The sequence below is a fragment of the Kitasatospora sp. NPDC089913 genome, from assembly GCF_044748625.1.
Taxonomy (GTDB): domain Bacteria; phylum Actinomycetota; class Actinomycetes; order Streptomycetales; family Streptomycetaceae; genus Kitasatospora.
Window position 1 is genome coordinate 1 of the sequence record NZ_JBIVGI010000062.1, and the last position, 4,140, is coordinate 4,140.

Here is a 4,140-nt window from a genome sequence, read left to right on the forward strand (position 1 = left end):
GGGGACCCTGTGGGAGAGTAGGACGCCGCCGAACAATCATTGTGAAGAACCCCCGTCGGGAAACCGGCGGGGGTTCTTTGCGTTGCGCCCGAATTCTGCGGAGAAAGCGGTGCCGCGAACGCCGAAGACTCAGCCCTGTGATTGCGGCTGTGGCTGTGGCTGGGCGGTGCCCCAGCTCGGGCGGCTCTCCCCGCGGCCCTGAGGGTCGGTCAGCCGGGTGACGGTCGAGCCGTCGGCGCGCATCGTGTAGAGCTCGGAGGCTCCGCCGGCGGGGGCCTGGTCGAAGGCGATCGCCGTGCCATCGGGGGAGAAGGAGGCGGCTCCGTAGGTGACGTCGGACGGGCCGGGGGTGAGTGCCTCCACGGCCGAGCCGTCGGGGTGGACGGTGTAGATGCCGCCGCCGGGGGCGTTGTCGGGTCCGGCCGGGTAGGTGGTGAAGACGATCCGGCTGCCGTCGGGGGACCAGTCGGCACGTTCGCCGGCCCGTAGCTCCCACGGGGTGAGCCGGCGCAGACCGGTGCCGTCGGCGTTGACGATGTAGAGGGACCGGCCGTTGGCGGGCTGGCCGGTGGCGCTGGTCCGGTAGGAGAAGACGAGCTGCTTGCCGTCGGGGGACCAGGAGGGGTCGGTGACGGCACCGGAGTAGGGGGTGTCGTTGGTGAGGAAGGTGAGCCGCTGGGCGCTGGTGCCGTCGGGGGCGATGACGAACAGGTCGCTGTACTGGATCTGCTCGGAGTCCGGATCGGAGCGGCCCCAGCTGCGGGTGAAGGCGATCGTCCTGCCGTCGGGGGACCAGGCGGGCGCGGTCTCCGTCTCGTTGACGCAGTCCGGGGCGCCTGCCTCGCAGAGCGGGCCGAGCTGACGGGCGTTGCTGCCGTCGGAGCTCGTGGTCCAGATGCGGCCGGGGGAGTCGGCCCCGGTGCGGTCGAAGGCGAGCGCGGTGCCGTCGGGGGACCAGGTGGGGTGGTCGTCCCGGGTCCGGTCGCCGGGCTGGGTGAGTTGCTGCCGGGTCCGGCCGTCGGCGGTGACGGCGAAGATCGCGCTGGTGAGGCGGTCCTGGTCGAGGAAGGCCCGGCCGGCGATGAGGCCGTTGCGGGCCGGCGGGGCGGTCGGGGTGGCCGCGGCCGCGTCGACGGCGGCGGCGCTGCCGTCGGCGACGGCCGCCTCGACGGTGGGGGTTGGGCTGGGCGACTCGGCGCGGATCTCGCTGAGCGGGATCTCGCCGGGCTGGGCGCCGCAGCCGGTGAGCAGGGCCCCGGCGAGCAGGAGGCCCGCACCGGCGCGGGGGCGGGTGCGGGCCGTGGCGGGAGTGGTCCGTGAGAGCCGTGTGCGCGTCATCCGCGTGTCATCTCCGTCTCCGATCCGCCCGGCGAGTCCGGACGTGATGCCCCCCGAAGGAGCTGTCACTTTGTCAGATCGGAAGGTGCGGAGCCGGGCGACACGCGACGGTCCGCGTCCGCTCGGCGACGGAGAGTCGCCCGTTCGTGGCAGTTCGGCGGATCGGTAGTACGGCGGCGGATCAGCGGTACGAGGGGCCGGCGGCCCGGACGTTCGGCGGATCGGCGGAAGCGGAGGTCCGCCGGCGTGGCGTCAGTCCCGGGCGGCCCGGCGTTCGGCCTTGGCGAGGGCCTCCGCCTCGTCCTCGGCCTCGGCGACCTCCAGGGTGGGCGCAGTGCCCCCGAGGTGGACGGGCAGCCACCAGTTGTCCTCGGGGCCGGAGGGCTTGCCGGGGTATTCGCGCTGGGCGCGGTCGAGCATCTCGGTCATCGCGGCGCGCAGGCGGCGGGTGACCATGACGGGCTTGTCCTCGGGCGTCAGCACGATCGGCTCGCCGATCATGATGGTGACCGGGACGTGCCGCTTGGTGAGGGTCTTCGGGCGGCCCTTGGTCCACAGCTGCTGGGTGCCCCAGAGGATCACCGGGAGCAGCGGGGTGCCGGAGTCGGCGGCCATCCGGGCGGCGCCGGTCTTGAACTTCTTCAGCATGAACGAGCGGCTGATGGTGGCCTCGGGGAAGACGCCGACGACCTCGCCGGCCCGGAGGGCGCGGACGGCGGCCTCGTAGGCGGGCTGGCCGTCGGTCCGGTCGACCGGGATGTGCTTCATGCCGCGCATCAGGGGGCCGGAGACGCTGTGCTTGAACACGTCGTCCTTGGCCATGAAGCGGGTCTTGCGCTTGCCGCCGCGGTAGGCGCCCAGGCCCGCGAAGAGGAAGTCGAGGTAGCTGATGTGGTTGCTCACGAGCACCGCCCCGCCCTCGGCGGGGATGTTTTCGGCGCCGACGATCTTGATGCGCACGTCGAGTGCGCGGAAGACGGTCAGTGCGGCGCCGATCACCGGCGGGTAGACGAGCTCTGCCACGGTCAGTCCTGACTTCGACGGGCCTGGCGGCCCGGTACGGCGGGGCCCCGGGGCGGTGCGTGGGGGCCGACCGGGAGCACGGCACACCGCGGCGGCCACGGGCGATACACGGAGATGATCCCCCGAAGGAGTGCCTGCTGTCACCTGAGGGGTGCTGCCTGGCGGAATGTGAAGGTGTGACGTACGTGATGGGCCGGCCGGGAACTTTTCCGCCCCGGCCGGGCCCGTGCCGGGTGGTGGCGCGGCGGGGTCAGGCGGTGAGGTCCGCCCGGCCCTGTGCGCGGCGGACCAGCAGATACGTCTCGCAGCCCAGGCAGTAGCCGAAGGCGGCGTTCAGGAAGGCGGCGGCCAGTGCGGATCCGGTGGCGAGCAGGCCGAGCCAGTCGGCACCGGTGAGGAAGCCGAGCAGGCCGACGACGGCGAAGACCAGGCCGACGCCCTGGGCGAACCTGGGCGGCCGTTCGTCCTCCGTCCCGGCCGGCGGTGCCAGCCGGGGCCGGACCAGCGTGCGGTAGAGCCATCCGTAGGGGGAGCGGCGCAGCCCGCCGAGGGCCCCGAGGGCGAAGACGAGGGCCTGGGCGGCGAGCAGGGCGCCGCTGCCGGTGAGCAGGACGGCTATCAGGACGACGGTGGTGAGCGCGGCGGCGAAGCGCGGGCCGCGGGGATCGATCTGCACGGGGACTCCGGGAAGGGGACGGCGGCGGGCTGACGGCTGGGAGGCGTCAGCGACAGCGCGAGGCCGTGGCCCGGCACAGGTCGACCACCCGGCGGGCGGTCAGCAGCGGCTGTGCGGGGCGGTCGGAGTCCACCCGGCGATGGTACGCGGGTCGCGGGCCGGTGGTCGACCGTTGTGCCGGGGTCGTTCCCGGGCCGCAGGGGGCCTGGCGCAGACTGGGGGCATGACCGGGTTGGTGGTGTGCGTCGTCGTGCTCGCGCTGGCGAGCGCGTTCGGACTGCTGCGGGCCAAGCGCGACGGGAGGCTGAGGGTGCGGACGAAGGACGGGGCGGTGGGGCTGTCGGCGGCCGAGCTGGGGGTGCCGCTGGGTGAGCGGGCGACGCTGGTGCAGTTCTCCACGGCCTTCTGCCAACCCTGCCGGGCCACCCGCCGGGTGCTCGCGGAGGTCGCCGGGATGGTCGACGGGGTGGCGCACGTGGAGCTGGACGCCGAGGAGCGGCTGGAGCTGGTGCGGCGACTGGACATCCTGCGGACGCCGACGGTGCTGGTGCTGGACGCGGGGGGCCGGGTGGTTCGCCGGGCGAGCGGGCAGCCGAGGCGGGCGGATGTGATCGCGGCGCTGGGCGAGGCGGTCTGAGCGGTCCCGCGCCCCGGCGCGGAACGGCGTGTTCCGCGGTCGTGGTGGGTCCCCAGGGGGAAGGAGCGCCCCCGCGGGACGGAGCAGGGGTCGGGCTGGGGCAGGATGGCCCTGACGGCAGTGCGTCCGTCCCGCGGTCCGTCCGGACCGACGGCCCGCTCGGGGCTGCCGAGGGGGCCCGAGGGACGCCCGGCCGGGACCGCGCGGCGTAAGCTACTGGCGAGTAGTGACCGTCGGGCTACTGGCGAGTATGCTGCCAGGGAGTTCCGGACCGGCACGGGAGCACGCTGCCGGGAGCAGGTGCGTACCGTGTTTCGCGCCCGCTTGCACAGCCGCAGCCGCCGGACGAGACCAGTACAGGAGACAGGCCGTGAGCTTGAGGATCGTTGTCTGTGTGAAGTACGTGCCGGACGCGACGGGTGACCGTCGTTTCGCGGACGACCACACCACCGACCGGGAGGGCGTG

The 4,140-nt window shown here is 73.8% G+C and carries 4 protein-coding genes and 1 pseudogene; 2 read left to right on the forward strand and 3 right to left on the reverse strand.

The genetic code is table 11. The features are described 5' to 3' along the window. Positions 1–129 precede the first annotated feature (129 nt). From ACIPYS_RS40100 to ACIPYS_RS40110, 3 genes are all read right to left on the reverse strand, one after another. A complete protein-coding gene (locus tag ACIPYS_RS40100) occupies positions 130–1,338 on the reverse strand; it encodes a hypothetical protein (protein WP_400755561.1) in 1,209 nt (402 codons plus the stop codon). A 252-nt stretch (positions 1,339–1,590) separates the two neighbouring features. Beyond that, complete coding sequence (locus ACIPYS_RS40105; RefSeq protein ID WP_400755563.1) at positions 1,591–2,361, reverse strand: lysophospholipid acyltransferase family protein; 771 nt, start codon at positions 2,359–2,361, stop codon at positions 1,591–1,593. A 250-nt stretch (positions 2,362–2,611) separates the two neighbouring features. Continuing rightward, positions 2,612–3,037: a DUF4395 domain-containing protein gene (locus tag ACIPYS_RS40110; RefSeq protein ID WP_093859421.1), complete on the reverse strand. Its 426-nt coding sequence runs from the start codon at positions 3,035–3,037 to the stop codon at positions 2,612–2,614. A 223-nt stretch (positions 3,038–3,260) separates the two neighbouring features. Between ACIPYS_RS40110 and ACIPYS_RS40115 the strand changes: the two genes are divergently transcribed. Together ACIPYS_RS40115 and ACIPYS_RS40120 are read left to right on the forward strand one after the other, a co-directional pair. Beyond that, positions 3,261–3,674: a thioredoxin family protein gene (locus tag ACIPYS_RS40115; protein ID WP_093864723.1), complete on the forward strand. Its 414-nt coding sequence runs from the start codon at positions 3,261–3,263 to the stop codon at positions 3,672–3,674. A gap of 370 nt (positions 3,675–4,044) precedes the next feature. After that, positions 4,045–4,140 (forward strand): annotated as a pseudogene (locus ACIPYS_RS40120) (electron transfer flavoprotein subunit beta); the annotation flags it as partial.